Source organism: Arthrobacter sp. TMN-50 (assembly GCF_054511125.1).
In genome coordinates, this window is record NZ_JBTNDG010000004.1 from 1 (window position 1) to 21,106 (window position 21,106).

A 21,106-nucleotide genomic window follows, 5' to 3' on the forward strand; every position below is an offset into this window, starting at 1 on the left:
CCTCGAACGGCCCGGCCGCGAACATCCCCCTACCGGAAAAACCAGCTTTAGCGGATGAAAACACGGTCGAAGGTTTGGAAGCGTTCACCGAATACTGGTTCGAACTCCTCAACTACGCATATATCACCAATGATTGGGGGCCGCTCGAAGCAGTGACGGATCCCGGGTGTGATACTTGCGTAGCAATCAAGGAAGAAGTGCAGCGAGTGTACGGCGATGGTAGCTGGCTCAAAGGTGCCGAGATTGAGGTGATGAGCTTCTCGAGCAAGTTCGAACTGAACACGTCGGGGTCAATTAGTTCGTTTGTCCAGAAGCGACAGAGTGAGGTCACCTATTTCGATTCCGACGGTAGCGAATTGGGTACTGATCCAATGACAGAGCCCGTGTTCGATGTGGTGATTGCTCTTCACGAGAACGATCGTTGGCTGATGCTTGATTACGGAAAGCCTGAGGGAACCTAAATGGGCCGCTCGTATGTCCGGGTATCCAGTGCCAGCCTCGTGGCATTGATCGCGGCTGTGGGAACATCGGCGTTCCCCGCATATAGCGCGGAAGACGAAGCTGCATATGGCGTTCAGGTCGACAAAAATTCGTTTGAGGCTACTGGAGTAACAAAATCGGGTGCAGACGGTCGAGAGGCCGCGAACAGCGATTCGCCCCCACCTGGACAACTTGCCAATCTTCCGTCGGATGATGGGGTCGATTATGCGTATGAGCGGGTGTGTACTGCTGGGGTGCAGGATTATATGGATCCGGCGTATTGCGTGGAGTTGAATGCTCAGTGTGCTGCGCGTGAGGGTGGGGTGTTGGTGCAGTGGATTGAGGTGGATCGGAATGTGAGTCCGCCGGTTCGGACGGCGACGGGTCGGAGTGGGTGTTTGTATCCGGGTTTGCCGCCGGTGGCTCCGACGGGTGGGGCGTTGGAGGAGGCGCCGATTGTGGTGTCGTTGGTTGAGTTTGAGAGTCAGCCGATTGTTGCTGCTGGGGTGTTTTCGCAGCCGGATCATTTTGGGGTGCGGAATGCTCACAGTAATTTGTATGCGGTGGCGGGGGAACAGGAGTTCACGTTCGTGTTCGAGGATGCGCGGATCCGGTTGAGGGCGTGGCCGGTGTCGTATGAGTGGTCGTATGGTGATGGGTCGGTTCTGGTGACTACTGACGCGGGGTCAGCTCTACCGGGTGATGGGTTCAATGTTGAGACGCCGACCAGTCATGTGTTCACGGAGACGGGGGATTATTTGGTGGGGTTGGATACCTTGTTCGCTGGGGATTATTCGGTGGATGGGGGATCGTGGTTACCGGTTGCTGGGCTGGCGAGGGTCCCGTCCGAGCCGCATGTGATGAGTATTTGGCGCAGCGAACGTCACAGTGTCGCGGAGACGTGTCTGGAGAATCCCGCCGGAATCGGCTGCTAACCCAACTCCTGCGAGGCCCTGTCCAGGGGTGGGCCCCCCCTCGAGGGTTCAGGTTAACAATTGTGCAGCTGCGGTGGATGAGGCGACAGTGGGCCGAGCAGCCGTCGAATCTTTGCGCACGTGTGGTGGGTGCGCCCGGCGTCGACCCGCCAGTGCTGTGCAAATGTTTGGGGATTGCTCCGAGGCACTCACCAGAGCTGCTCAAAAGTCCGGCCCGAAAGCGGTTAGGCCTGAAGCAAACCTGAAACCCTTCCAGAATGCACTCGAGGTGCAGTATGCTGCACTCATGGATGACAGTACAACTGCTCTGGCGGCAGCAATTGGTCGACGGGTCAAACTGGAGAGGCAGTCTCGCTCACTGACCCTCGATCAGCTGGCGAACACGGCCGGAGTGAGTCGTCGGTTGTTGATCAATGTGGAGCAGGGCGCCACCAACCCTAGCGTTGGAACGCTGCTGCGGATTAGCGATGCCCTCGGCGTCGGGCTCCCAGCCCTGGTGGAATCGCCCACACCAAAGCCGGTCACTGTCACCCGCAACGGCGAGGGAGCAACCCTCTGGAGTTCCGAGGCCGGTGGCCGTGGAGTTTTGGTGGCAGGCACTGAGTCGCCGGACGTTGTCGAACTCTGGGATTGGACAATGGCCCCGGGGGACCGCCACAAGAGCGAAGCCCATTCCGTCGGAACCAAGGAACTCCTTCAGGTGCAGCAAGGGTCAATCACTGTGGACACAGGGGACCAGTCGATAGTGCTTGGGCCCGGGGACTCGCTGTCGTTCCCCGGGGACACGGCCCACTCCTACGCGGCGACAGCTGGCGAATCAGCGAGGTTTACCTTGGCGGTCTTTGAACCCGGCGTTGGACTCAGGCATGGGGGCAGGCCGTGAACAAGATTCAGCACCTCGTGGACTCCAGCAGCATTGATGCTCAAGTGTTCCAGCTCCGCCCGGATTATCGTGCCATGTTAATCGCCGTCGACGGACTGATTCCCGGCCCCAGCGATCACCGAAGTGAAACGTTGCTGCAAGCCGCCGAGGCAGAGGCTCGCCAACTCCTCGACGAAATCCCGGTGGAACAGCTCCCTCATGTTGCAGCCTGGCGCGACGCCTATCGGGGTTTTGGCGCCAAACCGCAGCGCACACGCAACAGCTTGGAGGGTCTGCTGCGTCGTGCCGTCGCAGGGCTGCCGCGCGTCAACCGGCTGACGGACCTGTACAACGCGATCTCAGTCCTGCACCAGGTTCCGCTAGGCGGTGAAGACCTGGCCGGTTACATCGGAGCACCACGACTGATCCGCGCGATCGGGGATGAGCCGTTCGATACCGCGGCCGGTGGAACCGAAATGGTCGAACACCCGGAGCCAGGAGAAGTGGTCTGGTGCGACGACGCCGGAGTGACCTGCCGACGCTGGAACTGGCGTCAGGGCCGGCGAACACAGCTCGGCGACAACACGACGACGGCGTTGTTCATCCTGGACGCACTGGAGCCGATGACCGACGATGCCCTGCAGCGTGGGGCGAATGCCCTCGCCCTCCACCTTAAACAGCTGGGACCGGACATCAAGATTGCCAGTCGCCTCCTGCGGGCCGATTCGTAATAGGCCATGACCCGAAAAACAGATGTCCCTCCGTGGGGACTGGCGATCACCGCGATGTTTTCAGTGCAACTAGGCTCCGCCCTCTCAATGGATCTCATTGACGTCGTCGGACCTGGCGGAACGGCCTGGCTCCGGCTGAGCATGGGTGCGCTCATCCTGCTCGTGCTGGTCCGGCCGCCGCTACGCTCGATCCGCCGTCAGGACGTGCCGACGATCCTCGGTCTCGGCGTCGCGACCGGCGTCATGACCATCGGGTTCCTCACCGCGATCGAACACATTCACCTGGGCACCGCGGTCGCCATCGAATTCCTCGGACCGTTGACCGTCGCAGCCGCCCGAAGCCACCGGAAACGGGCCCTGGTCTGGCCCGCTGTCGCGCTCCTGGGTGTAGTGCTGCTGACCGAACCCTGGGAAGGGACGGTCAATCTTGCCGGGGTGGGTTTTGCGGCGATGGCGGCCGTCGGTTGGGCGGTGTACATTCTTCTCACCCAGCGCATCGGCGACCGGTTTACCGGAATCGGCGCACTCTCTCTCACCATACCGATCGCGGCGGTGACGGCGGCGATCGTAGGGATCCCGCAGGCGCTAGGTCAGATCACCCCGGGGGTCCTGGCAACATCGCTGGGCCTGGCGGTGCTGCTGCCCGTGCTGCCCTTCGCTCTAGAGATGCTCGCCTTGCGGCGGATGACCCACACCGCGTTTGGGACGCTGATGGCGCTCGAGCCGGCAATCGGCGTGCTGCTGGGACTGCTCATCCTCAAGCAGCAGTTAGGCGTACTGCAGATCATCGGGATTGTCCTGGTGGTGCTGGCCGGTGCGGCATCCCAACGGGACGGTATCCGACCGGCAGGCAACAACCGAACCGCTAAACCTCAGCGCCGTTATCGCCGTGATCGCGGGTCTTGGGCAGCCGGAGGATCAGGAAAATCACTGACACGAGGAAAATCGCCAGTACCCCCAGCATCACTGTGAGGGGTGCGGCTCGCCAGAACATGGCCAGGAGCAGCAAGGTAATGGGCCCGCCGACGGCGCCGAACCAGGCCAGAACCAGCAGCGGTTCGCCCGTTCCCAGCGCCGGAGGCTCGGGCGGGTAATAGCCCTCGTCCTCATCGCCGGTCTCTTCAGGCGTGTAGTCTCGCGGTCCACCGGGGGAGCGGCGGGGCTGATTCTCGAATAAGGCCCGGACACGGTCCTGATCGGACATCTCCACCTCGGCGGTCTGCTCAGGCGCCGCCGCACTTCCGGATTCGGGTGCGTTAGGGGTTTGTTCCAGCCGTGCCACCAGATCCTGCCATACGGCATCGTCGGTGGACTCGTTGGGTTCCTGTCCTCGGGATGTCATGCGCTGGTACCTGCCGTCACGTGCTGGATGAATTGCGCTGAGCGTTCAAAAATCAACTGCGCGTCATGGTCCATCGTCGCAACATGATAGCTGTTCTCCAAACGGACAATCTCCAGGACCGCTGAGCCAATCCGCTGCTGCAGGACCTCAAGACTGCTCTCCGGCACCACCGGGTCCACTGAGGAGCGAAAGACCAGGGTTGGAGCAGTCACCGACGGTAGCCGCTCAACCGTTTCCCTGAACAATCGGTAGAGTTGGCCCACTGCTGCGACGGGGGTACGTGCATAGGCGCCCTCGTCCAGCCCTTCCTTCTTAATATTGTTGGCGATTGCCGGGACCGATTTCATGAAGTATTTCAACAGACCTGCGTAGCGTGCGCGCGGGTCTGCGATCGTCAGCCCCGGATTGACGACGACGACGCCCGCCACCGGGTGCAACGCCGCCAACCGCAGCGCAAGGGTTCCACCCATCGACAATCCCGCCGCAACGATCACCTCGGTTGACTGCGCCAGGCCCTGGTAGCTCGCCTCATAGCTGGCATACCAGCGCTGCCAAGGAGTACGGGCGAGCTCCTGCCAGGTGGTGCCGTGCCCGTCAAGGAGCGGAAGACGCACAGCGTACCCTTGATCGGCGAGATATTGTGCCCACTCCAACAGACTCACGGGGGACCCGGTGAACCCATGGCTCATCACGACGCCGATGCGCGCAGTCTCCCCGAAACCATCGGACGAGAAGGCGGCGGGACCAGCACTGGATGTCATAGCCCCATCGTGCCACCTGCCACCGACGCCTTACCAGCAGGTCCGCGCCTTAGAGTAGTCTCTCAAGGAAAAGCGCGATCCACAGTGGGGTAGTCCGCCGTGATCCGTTCGGGTCTAGGAAGGCTGTCAGCGTGTTTTATTGGTTCATGAAGCGGATCATCGTGGGTCCAATTCTGGGTCTCCTGTTCCGGCCGTGGGTAAAAGGGATGGACAACGTCCCGGTCGATGGGCCGGCGGTTTTGGTCAGCAACCACCTTTCTTTCTCCGACTCGATTTTCCTACCCATCGCGGTACCCCGGCCGGTGATCTTCCTGGCCAAGTCCGAATACTTCACCGGCCAGGGGATCAAGGGCAAGCTCACCGCATCGTTCTTCAGACTCTCCAACCAGCTGCCGATGGACCGCTCGGGCGGGGCAGCGTCGTCCAGTTCGCTCAGCGCCGGCGAGGCAGTGCTCAACGCGGGCGGCATTCTGGGGATCTATCCCGAGGGAACACGCAGCCCCGATGGGCGGCTGTACCGGGGGAAAACCGGGGTCGCCAAGCTGGTGCTTGCCACCGGGGTCCCGGTGATTCCAGTGGCCATGATCGGGACTGACAAGGTGCAGCCCATTGGCCGGCGCATCCCTAACATTCGTCGGATTGGCATCATCGTTGGCGAACCCCTCGATTTCACCCGCTACAAGGGGTTGGCCGAGGACCGGTTTGTGCAGCGGTCGGTCACCGACGAGATCATGTACGAACTGATGAGACTCTCCGGCCAGGAATACGTCGACGTGTACGCCAGCAGCGTCAAGGAGAAACTCGCCGCAGCCAAGTCATCCGACAAAAAAACTCACGGCAAAACCGTCAACGCGGCGAAGCCAAACGCTGCGGCGACACCAAACGCACTGCCAACGTCAAGCGGCACCGAGAACAAGTCGCTACTCGGCCGGCTCTCGAGCATCAAACTGCCGGGGTGGCTGACCAGGAAACGCTAGGTCAGCCCGGCAAGGATCACCCACCGAAGGCTTCCCGACGGTTTACCCACCGAACGTTTCGCGAACCAGCACCGATGGTGGCGGGCGGCACAATGTGACGTATGGCTCGGCTGCGTGACGGCCTCGTCGGCGCCTTCGATGCCGACCCATTAGGCTTAACGGGTGACTGACATCTTTGCACCCACCGAATCCACTGTCCCCCCAGCTCAGCAAGCCAGCCTGCAGGCAAACTCGATGCTGGACAACTGGCGTCAGTTGCCCATTTCGCAGCAGCCCACCTGGCAGGACAACAGCGTGTATTCGGCTTCCGTGAAGGAGCTTTCCACCCTTCCCCCTCTCGTTTTCGCCGGAGAGGTCGACGTACTACGCGACCGCCTGGCCGCGGCCGCGCAGGGCAAGGCGTTCCTGCTGCAGGGTGGCGACTGCGCCGAAACCTTCGAAGGCGCCACCGCCGACCGGATCAGCGCGCGCGTGCGGACCATCTTGCAGATGGCAGTGGTCCTGACCTACGGTGCATCGCTGCCTGTCATCAAAATGGGCCGGATGGCCGGGCAGTTCGCCAAGCCCCGCTCCTCGAACGACGAGACACGTGACGGCGTAACCCTGCCGGCCTACCGCGGTGACATGGTCAATGGCTACGAGTTCACCCCCGAATCGCGGGGCCATGACGCCTCCCGGATGGTCAAGGCCTACCACACGTCGGCATCGACGCTGAACCTGATCCGTGCGTTCACCCAGGGCGGCTTCGCTGACTTACGCCTCGTCCACCACTGGAACAAGGGCTTCACCGCCAACCCCGCCCACTCACGCTACGAGTCGCTGGCCGGCGAAATTGACCGCGCCGTCCGGTTCATGGATGCCTGCGGCACAGACTTCGAGGCGCTCAAACGGGTTGAGTTCTTCGCCAGCCACGAAGCGCTCCTGCTCGACTACGAGCGGGCGCTCACGCGCACGGACTCGCGTACCGGGCTGCCGTATGACACATCGGCCCACTTCCTCTGGATCGGGGAGCGCACCCGGGACATTGACAGCGCCCACATCGACTTCCTCTCCCGCGTGCGGAACCCAATCGGTGTGAAGCTGGGCCCCGGTACCTCGCCCGACGACGCCCTCGCCCTCATTGACAAGCTGGATCCGAACCGCGAGCCGGGGCGCTTGACGTTCATTACGCGGATGGGCGCCGGGAACATCCGCGAGAAACTGCCCCGACTGGTCCAGAAGGTCACCGACTCCGGTGCCCAGGTGTTGTGGGTATCTGACCCGATGCACGGCAACACGGTCACCTCGCCCAACGGCTATAAGACCCGCAACTTCGACGACGTCATGGACGAGGTCCGCGGCTTCTTCGAGGTCCACAATTCGCTAGGTACCTTCCCGGGCGGTCTGCACGTGGAGATGACCGGCGACGACGTCGCCGAGTGCCTGGGCGGAGCCGATCCCGTGGACCAGGAAGCCTTCCTGGAACGCTACGAATCGGTCTGTGACCCGCGCCTGAACCACATGCAGTCCCTTGAGATGGCATTCCTGGTCGCTGGAGCGCTCTCCAAGCGATAGGTTAAACACAACTGAGGCGAAGCGGAAATATCCGCTTCGCCTCAGTTGTGTTTGAAGTGAGAACTGGCTAGGTGACGGTGATCGTGACCGTCGAGCCTTCCGGCTGCTCACCGGTAAGGTCCTGACCTGCAACCAGACCAAGAACCGAATCGCCGAAGGTGTAATCCACCACCACCGTGAATCCAGCAGCCTCCAGCTCGGCCACGGCCACTTCTTCCCGTTCGGAGAAGACGTTGGGCACCTCCACCAGACGTGGGCCCAGAGACAGCGTCAGCGTCACAGTGTCACCCCGGGTCAGCTGCCCGCCCGAAGGACTCTGTCCGACGACGGCGCCCGCCGGAATGTCGGGATTGTTCTCTCCCTCCGGTGCGACGGCGGCGACAAGGCCGGCGTCCTCGATGGTGGCGACGGCGTCGTCACGGGTCTGACCCGTCACCACAGGAACGTCGAGGGGCTCAGCGCCCTGCGAGATCACCAGGTTTACCGCTGTACCCCGCGGTGTCTGCGCTCCGGCCGCGGGCGCCTGGCTGATGACCAGTCCGTCCTCGACGTCGGCGCTGTACTCGCGGGTAATATCCCCGACCGCCAGTTCACCGCTTACCAGCTGCTCAGCGGCGGCGGCTTCACCACGACCAACAATGCTGGGGACCGCGAACAGCTCAGGTCCCTTAGAGACAAACAGTTCCACCGATTCGTAGCGGCGAAGTTCGGTCTGTGCGGCGGGCTCGCTGCGGATCACCAGCCCCGATGCCACCTGATCATGAAACTCCTCTTCGGTGCGCGGCGCATCGAAGCCGTTCTGTGCCAGCAGCAGCTCCGCCTGATCCACTGAGCGGTTGACGACGTCGGGCACCGTCGCCAGGGCGCCCGGCCCAACGCCGAAGAACCAGCCAACGCCCGCCGCCAAACCGGCAAGGAGTAACAGCACCACCACCAGGATCGCGTTGCGACGCCCCCGGTGACCGGGATGTAGTGATTTCTCGGGCCGCTGGGCGGCCCTCGCCTGCCGCTTCTGGTAAACCTTGAACTCCTTGCGTGCCTGTTTGTCACGGGTCCGCGGGTCAGATTCGGGCACCGGCTCAACCTGCGTCAGCGGAAGGTTTCGCATGGCTCGGGTGTGCTGGACGTCGTCGGCAATGACGGAGGTCATTGACTGGTCGGCCCGGATCGCCTCGGTGGACCGGGGCCCAGACGAGGAAGTGATCACCTCGGTCGGGGACCCGCCGCGCATCGTTCCAAGCACCTTGGTGCCGTCCATGACCGGAGGGATAACGCCCGTCTGATCGTCAGCGCTCCCGGCCCCGCCGTGTCCACCGGGCAGTTCAAAGTCCAGTTCCTCATCAGTCAGGGTGGTGCGGATATGCCTGAGTTCCCCAAGCAGGGCATTGCCGTCGACCGGACGATCCTCCGGGTCCACCGAGGTGCACCACTGGACCAGCTCATCAATGTCTGCTGCGAGCCCGGGGACCAGGGTCGAGGGCGCGGGGACAGTCGAATTGGCGTGCTGGAGCGCAACCCGGATCGGGATATCGCCGGTGAAAGGCTGCTTGCCGGTCAGGAGCTCAAACAGGACAATGCCGGCCGAGTAGATGTCGCTGCGGGCGTCTGCACCGCCGCCGGTCACCAGTTCGGGGGAGAGATAGGCGACGGTGCCGATCAGGGTTCCCGTGGTGGTCGTGGTGGACGCTGCCCGCGCCAGGCCAAAGTCGGCGATTTTGATGCGGCCGTTGCTGGCCAGAAGCACATTCTCGGGTTTGACGTCCCGGTGCACCAGTCCGACGTCGTGGGCGGCACCAAGGCCTTCGACCACTGGATCCATCATGGCCAGCGCGAGGCGGGGGGTCAGCCGGCCTTTTTCCCGCAGTAGATCCCGGAGGGTCCTCCCTGGCACGTATTCCATGACCAGGTACGCCAGAGAGCGGTCGGAGGATTCCTCCACGCCCTGGTCCAGGACGCCCACCACGTGGGGGTGGGATAGGCGCGCCGCCGACTTGGCTTCCCGTTCGAAGCGGTCAAGGAAGCTGGAGTCCTCGGCCAGATGGGGGTAGAGGATTTTCAGGGCGACATCCCGATCGAGTCGCTGGTCGGTCGCCCGATAGACCGTTGACATACCACCCCGGGCCAGGCGCGACAGAACACGATAGCGCCCGTCTACTAGCGAGCCAACCAGTGGGTCATTCTGCCGTTCCTGCACCCTTTGATCCTAAGTGCAGTCATGAATAGGGGTGGAACCGACACCCGATTCCACCCCTATTCACGGGTCCTTCCCAGTGTTACTACCGGAACGTTGCCTGATGCGCGGTGATCGCGGCGACGTAGTCCTTGGTATCGCTGAACATCCCGTGGGTGGTCACCGAATACTGGCCCTGGTAGTAGGAAGCGATGGCCTCGTCAAGGGTGTCGCTGGTACGGATCAGCGACTGCAGGATTGCGACGCCGGCGGTGGCGTTGTCATAGGGATCCAGCAGATTCAACGGTCGGCCCACCAGGTCTGAAGCCCATTCGCCTGACATGGGAATTACCTGCATGGCGCCGATGGCGTTGGCGGGAGACACGGCCCGCTGGTTGAAGCCTGACTCCTGGTAGGAGACCGCAAGGGCAAGGCTTGGGTCAACGCCCATGGATCGGGCGGTGTCAGCGACGATCGACTTCATGGCGTCGTTGCCGGGGACCGGCAGCGAGTTCAGAAGGTGCTTGTTGCGGTTCGCTTCCGACACCACATGCTGCGGGTAGGTGTAGTGCAGGAAGGTGGAGGGCACCAGATCCGCTGGCGCCTCGTCGTCAACTGCTGGTGCGGCGTCGGCCACCGGGGTCGCCTTACCGGGAAAGGTCAGCTTGCCGCCCGGGTGGATCATTGTCGTCGCGGTGAGGTTATTGGCCTTCAGGAGGGCGCTCAGACTCACCTTGTGTTGAGCGGCGATGGCGCCGAGGGTGTCGCCTCCCTTGATGGTGTAGGAACCGCCGTCGGATGCAGGTGCTGCGGGCTTGGGCGCTGCCGGGGTGATCTCTGTTGACGCTACCGAGACGTCCGCGGACCCGCCCAGCTTGATCTTCTGTCCCGGGTGAATGATCGAGGTCATCGACAGGGAATTGGCTTTGAGTACGGTTCCGAGGCTCACGCCGTTGTTGGCGGCGATGGCGCTGAGTGTGTCGCCGGCTTTGACCGTGTACGAGGAACCGGAGGACGACGGCGTGTCGGTTGCGGGCTCGACGGCGGTTTCGCTGGCGGAAGCACCGGCAAGCTTGATCTTCTGGCCGGGGTAAATGATCGAGCTAGCGCCCAGGGCATTGGCCTTGAGTACTGCACCCGTTTCCAGTCCGTGCTTCATCGCGATGCCGCTGATGGTGTCGCCCACCTGAACTGTGTAGGTCTTCGGCGAGCTTTGGGCGGGTGCGAGGAAGCTCGGGATCCGGGCCGCGACAGTGCTGGTCGGGATGGTCAGTCCCGCTGGGACGGTCACCGCCGGGGCGAGCCGGGGGGTGTAAAGCGATTTCACCGCCGCCGGTGCGGCAGCGGCTGGCTGCGCGAGTGCGACGGCGGAGAGCAGCACCGCGGGAATAGCGGCGGTGGATACCGCAATAGTGAAACGGCTGGGCAGGCGCGTGCCGTGGGCACGTGTCTGGGATCCGAGCAGCGGCGATGACGAACGCTGGGCAGTCATGGTCTAAATCCTCATCTATGGTCAACGGAACGGGCCGCGCCGATGGCCGAATGGAGACCCGACGGGTAATACCGTCGGGGACCTCTTTCAAAAACATCTGATGGTGCGCGAGAGTCTGATGTTGTTACTGTTACTGGTGTGACTCATGTGAATCTACACTAAAAGTCGCTTAGCACAATAGTCACCTCCGGGCCGGCTAATGGCGCGTCGGCGTGTCGATTCATGGAGTGGAGTGACGGGCCTACTTCTGGCACCCTTAGGGGGTGAATGAACTTGAAGAACTTGTGCCCGCCTGGCTGAACCTTCCGGAGGTGGCGCTGGAACTGGATGTGCCCATCACCAAGGTGCACGGCCTGCTCGATGAGAAGTCGCTGATTGCGCTTCGCAGCACTGAACGCAATGTCAGGAGCGTCCCGGCGGAGTTCATTTCAGAAGGTGCCGTGGTGGATAGCCTGAAGGGCACCATCATTGTCCTCGCCGACTCAGGTTACAGCGATGAGGACATTGTCAGGTGGCTATTCACCCCTGACGATTCCCTCCCAGGCCGTCCCATCGATGCCCTCCGTGAAGGCCGTAAAACCGAAATTCGTCGCCGCGCGCAGGCTGCCGCCTGGTAATCGTGCCGGCTTCAGGTTGACCGCCTGACCGCCGCTGTCGCCAATCCTGCGATGGCCGATCGGCACACGTCATCGATGTCCAGGCGCTCCAGGGACTGCGCGGCTGCTTCAGAATGTCGGGCGATCAGGTCTTCCACTGCCTGCAGCGCTCCCGACGAGGAGATCACCTCCCGGAGGCGGGCGATTCCCTCGTCGTCGAGATCTGCCTGTCCCAGCGTGCAGTTGATCAGCGTCCGGTCCTCGGCGCTGCCGTCCTGCAGCGCCTGCGCAATCAGAAGGGTGCGTTTACCTTCACGCAGGTCGTCCCCGGCAGGTTTGCCGGTGACCGCGGGGTCGCCAAAAACCCCGAGCACGTCATCACGGAGCTGGAAGGCTTCTCCCAGCGGTAGTGAAAACGCCGCGTAGCCGTCCAGCAACCGGGTGTCGGCGCCAGCCAGAGCGCCACCCAGTCCCAGCGGATGCTCGATCGAATACTTGGCCGATTTGAACCGGACAATTTGACGAGCGCGTTCGGCGGCGTCAGCTGGCGTCCGGTCCGGCCCCACTGCCTCCTCCAGAAGATCAAGATACTGGCCCGCCATCACCTCGGTGCGCATCCTGTTGAAGATCGCCCGGGCAGGGGTTCCTGAAGCGGCGCTCGCCCCGATGTCCGAGAATTGTTCCTCGCTAAAGGAGAGGCACATATCGCCGGTTAGCACGGCAGCGGAGACGCCGAACCGGTCGGGGCTGAGGTGCCACCGGTTCAGCTCGTGCAACGCACCGAACTGGCGATGCACACTGGGGGAGCCCCGCCGGGTGTCGGAGCGGTCAATGACGTCGTCGTGAATCAGCGCCGCCGCCTGAAATAGTTCAAGCGCAACCCCGGCCTGAATCGGCTCGCTGGCTCCGGCGTGGCCACCCGCCCCCCTAAAGCCCCAATAACATAGCAAGGCGCGTAGCCTTTTGCCCCCTGCCGTCAACCGGGTGATGGCGGCAGCGGGCTCGAGCGCATCGTCGGCAATTCCACCCAAAATGGTCCGCTGGCGGGCGAGGAACCGGTCGAGTCCGTCCGTCACATCATCCCGGTACGCTGCCTGCTCGCTTGCTACCAAACGGACAACGGAGTCATCCTCGACGAACAGGTTTTGGTCGGTCATGTGCTCTCCTCGAAGCGCGGACGGCAGTCCACGTGGGTGCGCCGGGCATTGCGCCGGCCACGGTGATCTCTGGGTCTTTCCATCCTACTAACTGGCTACGATTGGATTGTGATTGTTGGGCCCAAAGCAAATCTCCCGCACGCGGAGTGCACCATCCTCCACGTGGACATGGACGCCTTCTATGTGGCTGTCGAACTGTTGGATCGACCCGACCTGATCGGCATGCCGGTCATCGTCGGATCTCCCAGCGGGCGTTCAGTTGTCCTCTCAGCTTCCTATGAGGCGCGACGGTTTGGTGTGCGGTCGGCGATGCCGATGTCCGCGGCGCTGAGGTTATGCCCCCAGGGCGCGGTACTCGAACCCCACCACGAGAAGTACTCGGTGGTCTCACGCGATGTGATGTCGATCTTTGGGACGATCACCCCATTCGTCGAACAGCTCAGCGTCGACGAAGCGTTCCTCGATGTTGCTGGGTCAATGCGCAGATTGGGCGGGCCGCGTGACATCGGTGAGTTGATCCGAACCAGCATCCGCCGGGAGCTGGGGATCACCGCGAGCGTCGGGGCGGCGACCACCAAGTTCGTAGCCAAAATCGCATCAACCCGATCCAAACCCAACGGACTGCTGGTGATTCCCGGCGAAGAAACCGTCGCCTATCTGCATACCCTGCCCGTGTCGGCCCTCTGGGGCGTCGGCGCCAAAACTCAGGAGGTGCTGGCGCGGCTGGGAATCCGCTCTGTTGAAGATCTCGCACAGACTCCCGTGTCCTCACTGCGCAAGCTGCTGGGTGTGACCGGGCAACATGTCTACGATCTTGCCTGGGGAAGGGATCCGCGGCCCGTAACCGTCGCACGTCAGGAGAAAACCATCGGGGCGGAGGAGACCTTCGCCGAAGACGTCAGCGACGATTCAACCCTGCACACCGAAATACTGCGGCTGTCCCACCGAACCGCGGCACGGTTACGATCGGTCCAGCTGCACTGTGGTGGAGTGGCAATCAAGCTACGCTACGCAGATTTTTCGACTCTCACGAGAACCAAGCGGCTGGGCGAACCCACCGATAGCGCCAACGCCATCTACGCTGCAGCGACCGCTCTGTTGGCTTCCATCGGGGAACGGCCGATGAGCGTACGGCTGGTGGGGGTGCGAGCCGATCAATTGGAACCGTCATCAGGCCTCGGACATCAACTCACAATTGACCGCCGGGATGAGAACTGGCGCCTCGCCGAGTCGGCGCTCGACCAAGTCAATCGAAAGTTCGGCAAGTCCGCCATCCAGCCAGCCCAACTCTTCCGCCGTCCCTCGGATACTGCGCCCTGAATCACTGCCCGCCTCCGTTAGCAGCAGTGCATTCGGCCCAAAGGCTGGTGGCTTTCCCTTGCGGGCATTGCGATCTATCCTTAGTGCAAAGGCTAATTTCAATCAGGAATGCAGGTCGCTGCAGGCCCGCACACAGCGCAAACCGTGTCGGGGAACCGGATGCGTCAGGTGCTCGTTGGTTGGGGTGAGGGACCAGGAATTATTATCAGCATGGAGGCAGTGATGGCACTCTCGGAACACGAGCAGAGGCTGCTTGATCAGCTGGAACAGCAGCTGCACGCCGACGATCCAAAGTTCGCCAGCTCGATGGCATCGAGTACCCAGCGATCTCTATCAACGCGCCGGATTGTCATCGGTGCGCTGATGGCCGTCGCCGGCATTCTGGTGCTCCTGCTCGGCGTCGCCAACCAGATAATCCTGGTGGGGGTGGCAGGTTTCCTGGTGATGGGTGCGGGAGTGTACTACGCCACCACCCGGCCAAAGGAGAGCGAGTCAACGTCCATACCGCGAGGAACGGCCAAGGCCGCTCCGGTCAATCGAAGCGGAGGATTCCTCAGCACGCTCGAGGAAAAGTGGGATGAACGCAAACGGGATCAGCCCTAGCCCTACCGGGTAGCAGTTCTGCTCGGCCCCTCCACTTCCATCCACATCGCCCAAAACTTCATCTAAAGCTCAGCCGATAGGCCCGCAGAAGCGGGCCTATCGGCATTTAACCGGTTATTTGACCGCCCGCCGGCACGAATCGGACGGTGTGGGAAGTCCATCGCAGTCAGACCCCTCCACTTCGCACCACCGCTCCCCACCCGCACCAGTACAGGAAACTGCCAGGAAATTGATCCGCTCAGAAGCTCAAAATGGATTGACGGGGGAGGGATGTGGAGTAAAGTGGTGGTTATAAGAGCGTAGTGGTGCCGCAAGGTGCTTTCCGGATCGGATTGGCGGTGGCAGATGTTCCTCGGAACTCATCTGCCACGTCTCGATGAAAAGGGCAGGTTGATCCTCCCCGCGAAGTTCCGGGAGGAACTTTCCCAGGGGTTGGTGCTAACCAGGGGCCAGGAACGGTGCATCTACGTCTTTAGTCAGCGCGAGTTTGAACAGCTACACGAACAGATGCGGGCCGCACCGCTGTCATCACGGCAATCCCGTGACTACAGCAGGGTGTTTTTGTCAGGGGCCTCCGATGAGGTGCCTGACAAGCAGGGGCGGATCACCATTCCCCAGGCGCTGCGGACCTATGCGGGACTGGACCGGGAACTTGCAGTGATTGGTGCGGGCAGCCGCGCCGAGATCTGGGATGCCTCGGCCTGGAACACCTACCTCGCCGAAAAGGAGAACGTGTTCTCCGAAACGGACGAGGAAACGCTTCCCGGGTTCTTTTAGCTCCACCACGCACCACCAGAAATCAGGCATTACCAGCTCGACGGCTTCTTGGACGAGATCTCCAGCCGCCCGGCGCACGTTCCACCTGGCTCACCTTCCCCGGAGCCAGGCGGGCACAGCGCCTGGTCGGATGGGGATCTGGCTTAAGAAACCCAGTCGCGCTGACATATCACCGCCAGCACCGAGAAAGGAGCGAATGGATGAGCGACGATCGCCCTACCGGTGAACGGCACGTCCCGGTACTGCGTGAACGCTGCATCTCGCTCCTCGAACCGGCACTCCTCGCCGCAGCGGCCGCGGGCCGCACCCCGGTAGTTGTCGACGCGACGCTGGGTATGGGCGGGCACTCCGAATTTCTCCTGGAACGTTTTCCGCAGGCTCATCTGGTCGGAATTGACCGGGACCTGCAAGCCCTCGGTCTGGCAGGGGAACGCCTCGCCGCCTTCTCGGACCGCACCGATCTGGTTCACGCCGTCTACGACGAAATTCCCGAGGTGCTCAATGACTTGGGAATCGATTTTATCGACGGAGTCCTCTTCGATCTCGGAGTCTCATCACTTCAGTTGGATGAACGCGACCGCGGATTCGCCTACTCCTATGACGCTCCCCTCGATATGCGGATGGATACCAGTACTGGGCAGACAGCCGCCGACGTCGTTAATGGGTACCCCGAAGCTGAACTCCTCAAAGTCATCCGCTCCTGGGGGGAAGAAAAGTTCGCCGGCAGGATCTCCTCGGCCATCGTCACTGCCCGTCGGGACACACCCTTCACCTCAACCGGCCAGTTGGTCGATGTCATTCGCGCCGTGGTTCCCGCGGCGGCGGCACGGACGGGTGGCCACCCAGCCAAGCGGACGTTCCAGGCGTTGCGGATCGAAGTGAACGAAGAACTCACCGTTCTGGAACGGGCCATCCCAGCCGCGGTCGACTGCCTGAACGTCGGCGGCCGGGCCGTGGCCATGTCCTACCACTCGCTGGAAGACAAGATCGTCAAGACTGCCTTCACCGCTGGAACACGGTCCTCGGCTCCCGTCGGCTTCCCGGTGGAGCTTGAGGAGCACAAACCGTACCTCAAATCACTCACCCGGGGCACGGAAGCCCCTACTGAGCTGGAAATCGAAGAAAATCCGCGGGCGGCCTCGGCCAGGCTGCGGGCCGTGGAACGAATCAAAAAGGTGTCCAGAAACACCAGAGACAGGAATGCATCATGAGCCAGCAACTCGCTGAGACCTACGCGCCGCTGGCTACCCCCCGGACGGGCGGTGTGTCCTCCCAGCAGATCAGAACCCCGCTCTCACTCGTTCCAGCCGGACCAGCCCGGCGCCGCATCCCCTTCGCCGTCTTCAGCATGACCGCGCTCGTCGGAGCGTTGGTCACGGTCTTGATGCTCAACATCTCGGTGTCAAGCAGCCAGTATGAGCTCGTTGACTTGCGTAACCAGCAGATCGCTTTGAGCCAGGAAAACCAGGCGTTGACCCAACAGATGGAGGATCTGCAGGCGCCACAAAATCTTGCCGCTGAAGCCAGGGAACTCGGCATGGTGGCCTCCCCGGGATTCGGATCTATTGATGTAGATTCAATGAAAATTGCTGGAACTCCCGAGGCCGCAAAGAAGGGCGGCGACCCACTGGCGCTCATCGCTGCACCCGAGGTTTCGACCGCCAGCGCGACGGCCCTACCAGCTGAAGCTCCGACAGCTGAGACGCCCGCCGAGGACACCGGAGCAGGGGAAGCGCCGGTAGAAGCCGAGGAGCCGGTTACCCCGGCAGAGCAGCCCCAGGCAATCGAACTTAACGGCGGATCGATCCCAGCACCACAGCAAGGCACCGGCGGGTAACGCACACGATCAACGGTTACCGATGAGACACCAAAGGATATTGAAGTGGCTACAGCAGTTGAGCACGACAAATTCCGGGTAGCTCTCGGCGCTAAACGGCTCCGGGTGGGGCTCGCTTTCGTCCTGATCCTTCTGCTGGTCCTTGGCGTTCGACTGTTCCAGGTGCAGGCGCTCGACCTCGGCGGTATGGCGCAGGCCGGACTTAACAAGCGGCTCGAATCCTTCCCGGTCCAGCCCATGCGCGGCGACATTCTCGACAGCAAGGGAAATTACCTCGCCCGGAGCGTGGAGCGCTTCGACGTCGTCGTTGACCAGACTCTCGCTGAGGGGGATACATTCGCCCGTATCAACGCCGACGGCGACCGCGAAGAGCTCACCATGGACGAGGGAATCGCCGAGCTTTCAGGCATCCTCGGCCAGGATGCCGCCACCCTCGAGGCGGCGATCATCGGCGACAAGAAATTCGGCTACGTGGCCCGTGAGGTGACCCCGGAGATCAAGAACGCGGCGCTTGCCGTGCGGATGCCGGGCGTCTATGCGGATCCGGTCAGCCTCCGCACCTACCCCTCCGGGCCGGTCGCCGGATCGATAGTCGGTTTCGTCGGGTCGGAAAACGAAGGACTTGAACTTACCCAGAATGAGCGGCTGACCGGTGAGGCAGGCAGCCGCACCTTCGAGATCGGCGGTGACGGCATCCGCATTCCCTACGCCACCAACGAGGATGTCCCTGCCAAGGACGGCCAGTCGGTGAAACTGACCATTGACCAGGACCTCCAATGGTTTGCGCAGCAGACCATTGCCTCCCAGGTGGAGGAGTACAACGCCCAGTGGGGCAACATCGTGGTCGTCGAAGCGGACACCGGTGGCATCGTTGCGATGGCCGAGTCGACCACCATGGACCCCAACGACCCAGGTGCCACCGAACCGGAATTCAGGAAGCCCCTGTCGGTCACTTCGTCCTTCGAACCTGGCTCCACCACCAAGCTGATCACCATGGCCGCGGGGTTGGAGGAAGGGATCATTGAACCGGCCAGCGAGTTCCTGCTGCCCAACACCTACACCGTCGGCAACCAGACCTTCAAGGACGCGTTCGAGCATGGCGAGGAGCGTCGTACCGTTGCTGGAATTTTCGCCAAGTCGATGAACACTGGCACGGTCATGGTCGGAGAGCAGCTCAGCAAACAACAGCGTTATGACTGGCTGACCAAGTTCGGAATCGGCCAGCCACTCGACGTCGGCCTGAATGGTGAAACCAGCGGCATCCTCGCCCAACCTGAAGAGTGGGACGACCGGCAGCAGTACACGGTGCTCTTTGGGCAGGGCCTTGCGCAGACAGCGCTGCACACAGCAATGGTCTACCAGGCGATCGCCAACGACGGCGTCCGGCTGAAGCCCCGATTGATCGACGCGTACATTGACCCCGACGGTACCGAACACAAGGTGCCCCAGGATGAGGGCATCGAAGTGGTGTCACCGGAAACCTCATCGCAACTGCAGAAAATGCTCGAGACCGTCACCGTCGAAGGGTCGGGTGCCTCCGGTGCCCTCGACGAGTACCGGGTGGGGTCCAAAACCGGCACCGCCGAGGCGCCCGGCGCCACCGGCGGCTACGACGGGTACACCCTTTCCTACGCCGGCATGGCGCCCATGGAAGACCCCGAGTATGTGGTGGTGGTGACCCTCCAGCGTCCGCAGGGGGATCTGTACTATCTGATACCAGGGGAGTCTTTCCAGAAGGTCATGGAGCAGGTGCTCAACGCCAGGAATGTTGCACCCTCCACGGGTAAGCCCGAGACCTACCCCATCGAGTACTAACCCGGAGCAGCACACGTGTCAACAATTGAAGATGCCGCAGCGCACCCCGACGCAGGGATGCGGCCCGCTGTGGTGACCCCCGTCCCGCTGCACCGGGTATTTAGCGCTCTCCCAGCCGGGCTGCCGGCGGTCGAACTGGTTCCCGGGCATGACGACGGCGCCCGAACCCAGGTGACTGGAGTGGCCATTGACTCGCGCCTGGTCCGTGCCGGCGATCTTTACATTGCCCTCCCCGGCGCAGGCAAACACGGCGCCTCTTTCGCCGGTCAGGCTTTGAAGGCGGGCGCCGTCGCGGTGCTCACCGACGAGGCGGGCCTGCTCGCAGCTGCCGACGCCGCACGCACCACGCCACTGTTCTGTGCTGCCCGCCTGAGGGAACTGGTGGGCCCACTCGCAGCGGTGATCTTCAACAGCCAGCCCCCCGGGCCCGACCGCCCTACCCTGTTTGGTGTGACCGGCACCAACGGCAAAACCACCACGACCTACTTCATCAACGCGCTGCTCGACGGACTGGGCAGGACCACAGGGCTGATGGGCACCATCGAAATCCACGCCGGCGGCGAGCCCATAGCCAGCGCTCTCACCACCCCCGAATCCACCCAGGTGCACGGCATCCTGGGGCTGATGCGTGAACGCGGCATTCAAACAGCTGCCATGGAGGTGTCGTCCCATGCCATCGAATACCGGCGGGTCGACGGCGTCCGGTTCGACGTGGCGGGATTCACCAATCTGACCCAGGACCATCTGGATCTCCACGGCACCATGGAGGAATACTTCGCGGTCAAGGCCGCGCTCTTCCAGCCGGATCGATCCCGGCGGGCGGTCATTATCATCGACGACCCGTGGGGACTGAAGATGGCCGAGGCTGCAGGCGCCGAGGTTGTCACCCTCAGCACGAATGTCGTCCAGCACGACGACGGCGGGACGACCGGTGGCGAGCGACCAGCCACCACAGCCGACTGGCGGGTCCGCGACGTAGCCGGGCACGGGCTCGGCCACCGGTTCTCCCTCCACGGCCCCGCGGGGGAGGTCCTGAGGTTGCACTCCGGTCTGCCGGGCACGTTCAACATTTCCAACGCCGCACTCGCCACGGTCATGGTGCTTGCGTCAGGGGTGCCCGCAGCGGAGGTGCAGGCTGCTGCCGACCAATCGGACCCGTTTTCGTCGGCTGTGCCGGGCCGTATGCAGCTCATCGGCGAACACCCCGCCGCAATCGTCGATTTTGCCCACAACCCGGACGCGCTGGCTCGCACCCTCGAATCGGTGAAGCCAACTGCGCAAGGTGCCCGGCTGATCGTCGTCTTCGGCGCCACCGGACAGCGGGATCAAACCAAGCGGCCCGTCATGGGTGCCACCGCTGCCCGGCTCGCGGACGTGGTGATTGTCACTGATGACGATCCCCACGACGAGGACGAGGCGGTGATCCGGCAAGGGGTGCTGGTCGGGGCGCGGCGGGCCCGCGACGCCGAGGCCCTGGCATGTGAGGTACTGGAGATCTACCCCCGTGCCGAGGCCATCGACCGCGCCGTCGCTATGGCGGCGCCGTCGGACACGGTCCTGATCGCGGGTCGCGGACATGAGGTCTGGCAAGAGGTCAAGGGGGTCAACCTGCCCCTCGACGACCGGGTGGAGTTGGCCCGCGCGTTGACACGCTACGGATTCTCTGTCCATCCCAGCCACAGGATAGAATCCTAGAC

At 62.7% G+C, this 21,106-nt stretch carries 20 protein-coding genes; 15 read left to right on the top strand and 5 right to left on the bottom strand.

Annotated elements, in window-relative coordinates; all coding sequences use genetic code 11:
• From ACX80A_RS07415 to ACX80A_RS07435, 5 genes are all read left to right on the top strand, one after another.
• A partial coding sequence (locus ACX80A_RS07415; protein ID WP_459259052.1) for a DUF6318 family protein occupies nt 1-461 on the top strand: 461 nt, incomplete at its 5' end.
• Between the two features lie 438 nt (nt 462-899).
• A complete protein-coding gene (locus ACX80A_RS07420) occupies nt 900-1,415 on the top strand; it encodes a hypothetical protein (RefSeq protein WP_459259053.1) in 516 nt (171 codons plus the stop codon).
• A 286-nt stretch (nt 1,416-1,701) separates the two neighbouring features.
• Complete coding sequence (locus tag ACX80A_RS07425) at nt 1,702-2,298, top strand: helix-turn-helix domain-containing protein (RefSeq protein ID WP_459259054.1); 597 nt, start codon at nt 1,702-1,704, stop codon at nt 2,296-2,298.
• 74 nt (nt 2,299-2,372) lie between these two features.
• Entirely contained in the window at nt 2,373-3,008 is a 636-nt protein-coding gene (locus tag ACX80A_RS07430) for a B3/B4 domain-containing protein (RefSeq protein WP_459259217.1), read from the top strand.
• A 6-nt stretch (nt 3,009-3,014) separates the two neighbouring features.
• A complete protein-coding gene (locus ACX80A_RS07435; protein ID WP_459259055.1) occupies nt 3,015-3,980 on the top strand; it encodes an EamA family transporter in 966 nt (321 codons plus the stop codon).
• Here the strand turns inward: ACX80A_RS07435 and ACX80A_RS07440 are convergent.
• Both ACX80A_RS07440 and ACX80A_RS07445 read right to left on the bottom strand, forming a co-directional pair.
• The gene (locus tag ACX80A_RS07440; RefSeq protein ID WP_459259056.1) at nt 3,874-4,350 is read right to left on the bottom strand and encodes a hypothetical protein; all 477 of its coding nucleotides are present in this window, start codon (nt 4,348-4,350) and stop codon (nt 3,874-3,876) included. The two genes, ACX80A_RS07435 and ACX80A_RS07440, sit on opposite strands and share 107 nt — an antisense overlap.
• Complete coding sequence (locus tag ACX80A_RS07445; protein ID WP_459259057.1) at nt 4,347-5,111, bottom strand: alpha/beta hydrolase; 765 nt, start codon at nt 5,109-5,111, stop codon at nt 4,347-4,349. Before ACX80A_RS07445 ends, ACX80A_RS07440 begins: the two co-directional genes overlap by 4 nt.
• Nucleotides 5,112-5,242: 131 nt before the next feature.
• On the opposite strand from ACX80A_RS07445, the gene ACX80A_RS07450 reads away from it, so the two are divergent.
• Both ACX80A_RS07450 and ACX80A_RS07455 read left to right on the top strand, forming a co-directional pair.
• A complete protein-coding gene (locus ACX80A_RS07450; protein ID WP_459259058.1) occupies nt 5,243-6,088 on the top strand; it encodes a lysophospholipid acyltransferase family protein in 846 nt (281 codons plus the stop codon).
• 219 nt (nt 6,089-6,307) lie between these two features.
• Nucleotides 6,308-7,642 (top strand): class II 3-deoxy-7-phosphoheptulonate synthase, encoded by a 1,335-nt coding sequence (locus ACX80A_RS07455; protein WP_459259218.1) that lies wholly within the window; start codon nt 6,308-6,310, stop codon nt 7,640-7,642.
• A gap of 67 nt (nt 7,643-7,709) precedes the next feature.
• Here the strand turns inward: ACX80A_RS07455 and ACX80A_RS07460 are convergent, their stop codons facing one another.
• Together ACX80A_RS07460 and ACX80A_RS07465 are read right to left on the bottom strand one after the other, a co-directional pair.
• Nucleotides 7,710-9,836: a Stk1 family PASTA domain-containing Ser/Thr kinase gene (locus ACX80A_RS07460; protein ID WP_459259059.1), complete on the bottom strand. Its 2,127-nt coding sequence runs from the start codon at nt 9,834-9,836 to the stop codon at nt 7,710-7,712.
• Nucleotides 9,837-9,918: 82 nt separating this feature from the next.
• Nucleotides 9,919-11,304: a lytic transglycosylase gene (locus tag ACX80A_RS07465; protein WP_459259060.1), complete on the bottom strand. Its 1,386-nt coding sequence runs from the start codon at nt 11,302-11,304 to the stop codon at nt 9,919-9,921.
• 263 nt (nt 11,305-11,567) lie between these two features.
• Between ACX80A_RS07465 and ACX80A_RS07470 the strand changes: the two genes are divergently transcribed.
• Nucleotides 11,568-11,921, top strand: coding sequence for an Rv2175c family DNA-binding protein (locus ACX80A_RS07470; protein WP_459259061.1), 354 nt, complete (start codon nt 11,568-11,570; stop codon nt 11,919-11,921).
• A gap of 11 nt (nt 11,922-11,932) precedes the next feature.
• Here ACX80A_RS07470 and ACX80A_RS07475 read toward each other — a convergent pair whose 3' ends face one another.
• Nucleotides 11,933-13,057 (bottom strand): polyprenyl synthetase family protein, encoded by a 1,125-nt coding sequence (locus ACX80A_RS07475; RefSeq protein ID WP_459259062.1) that lies wholly within the window; start codon nt 13,055-13,057, stop codon nt 11,933-11,935.
• Between the two features lie 108 nt (nt 13,058-13,165).
• Between ACX80A_RS07475 and dinB the strand changes: the two genes are divergently transcribed.
• The 7 genes from dinB to ACX80A_RS07510 all read left to right on the top strand — a co-directional run bounded on the left by dinB (nt 13,166) and on the right by ACX80A_RS07510 (nt 21,104).
• A complete protein-coding gene (dinB, locus tag ACX80A_RS07480) occupies nt 13,166-14,377 on the top strand; it encodes a DNA polymerase IV (RefSeq protein ID WP_459259063.1) in 1,212 nt (403 codons plus the stop codon).
• A 222-nt stretch (nt 14,378-14,599) separates the two neighbouring features.
• On the top strand, nt 14,600-14,980 hold the full coding sequence (locus ACX80A_RS07485) for a DUF3040 domain-containing protein (protein ID WP_459259219.1): 381 nt from the start codon (nt 14,600-14,602) through the stop codon (nt 14,978-14,980).
• Between the two features lie 345 nt (nt 14,981-15,325).
• Nucleotides 15,326-15,757: a division/cell wall cluster transcriptional repressor MraZ gene (mraZ, locus tag ACX80A_RS07490; RefSeq protein ID WP_459259220.1), complete on the top strand. Its 432-nt coding sequence runs from the start codon at nt 15,326-15,328 to the stop codon at nt 15,755-15,757.
• 200 nt (nt 15,758-15,957) lie between these two features.
• Nucleotides 15,958-16,968, top strand: a complete 1,011-nt coding sequence (gene rsmH, locus ACX80A_RS07495) for a 16S rRNA (cytosine(1402)-N(4))-methyltransferase RsmH (RefSeq protein WP_459259064.1) — start codon at nt 15,958-15,960, stop codon at nt 16,966-16,968.
• Complete coding sequence (locus tag ACX80A_RS07500) at nt 16,965-17,594, top strand: hypothetical protein (protein WP_459259065.1); 630 nt, start codon at nt 16,965-16,967, stop codon at nt 17,592-17,594. The genes rsmH and ACX80A_RS07500 overlap by 4 nt, the downstream gene beginning before the upstream one ends.
• Nucleotides 17,595-17,639: 45 nt before the next feature.
• Nucleotides 17,640-19,409 (top strand): peptidoglycan D,D-transpeptidase FtsI family protein, encoded by a 1,770-nt coding sequence (locus tag ACX80A_RS07505; RefSeq protein WP_459259066.1) that lies wholly within the window; start codon nt 17,640-17,642, stop codon nt 19,407-19,409.
• A 57-nt stretch (nt 19,410-19,466) separates the two neighbouring features.
• Nucleotides 19,467-21,104: a UDP-N-acetylmuramoyl-L-alanyl-D-glutamate--2,6-diaminopimelate ligase gene (locus ACX80A_RS07510; protein WP_459259221.1), complete on the top strand. Its 1,638-nt coding sequence runs from the start codon at nt 19,467-19,469 to the stop codon at nt 21,102-21,104.
• Nucleotides 21,105-21,106 lie beyond the last annotated feature (2 nt).